At 33.9% G+C, this 828-nt stretch carries 1 protein-coding gene; it reads right to left on the bottom strand.

Annotated elements, in window-relative coordinates:
- Positions 1 to 690 (bottom strand): hypothetical protein (locus ACQR30_RS15435; RefSeq protein ID WP_429736654.1); only part of this gene is annotated, 690 nt, incomplete at its 3' end.
- Positions 691 to 828: the final 138 nt, after the last annotated feature.

The raw sequence follows: 828 nt of genomic DNA, 5'->3' as shown, positions 1-828 counted from the left end.
TACGGAATAGATTGCTTTACGCGTAGTATTAGATTCAATCTGTGATGAAAATGAAAAGTCTGTTGTAGACGCTATAAGAAAATAAAAGTCTCCCTGGTCACTATGTTGGAAGGCATCCAACACATATAATTCCATTGAATAAGAACCAATTAAAGTGGTGTTTGCTGGAATCTTGAAAGAAATCATAGTACAAAAAAAACCAAAAAATTGACTCGATAAAAAGTTGCTTGAGTCCTGATTGAATTCAAAGAATGTAGTATTGTATCCTCCAATTAGAGATGCATTTAAAGTACCATCATATTCCAAACCGTCTAGTTTCAATAGATTTGCAAAGCCTTTCTCATTACTATACGGAACAAAAATGGTGAACATGCAAGATCCACTATCGAGTGCAGTAATTTCTCTGTATGTAAAAGTTGAATTTAAAAATAGTATGTTATTAGGCTCTTTGCAGCTATTTGCATGAAATTCTGGGATTCTCGATACTATCATAATAGTATTGGGCATCGTACCAATATACAGCAGCGTAACGGTGCTATTATTAGGGTTTAGTATAGTGATATCATTTGTTGGATACAAATAAGTTCCAATGTGGTTCTTAAGCAGAGTCGAATTGTAAACATAGATAAAGCCAGATATAGGCATGGTTGGTTCGATTCCATGATAGTATATTTCAGGTAATCCATCCATTGCGGATATTGTTAACAAGGAATAGCTAGATAACTTATCTAGACGAATTGGCATGTTTTTTGAAACTTCAACTTCCTAAATTAGTAGTGGTGGTTCTCCAATGTTTAGAAACGGTGGAAAAAATAGGTAATAAGGCAA

The organism is Arachidicoccus sp. (assembly GCF_050436765.1).
In the GTDB taxonomy this organism is placed as follows: Bacteria; Bacteroidota; Bacteroidia; order Chitinophagales; family Chitinophagaceae; genus Arachidicoccus.
The sequence above is the reverse complement of the archived record's forward strand: the minus strand, read 5'-3'. Positions and strand labels throughout refer to the sequence as shown.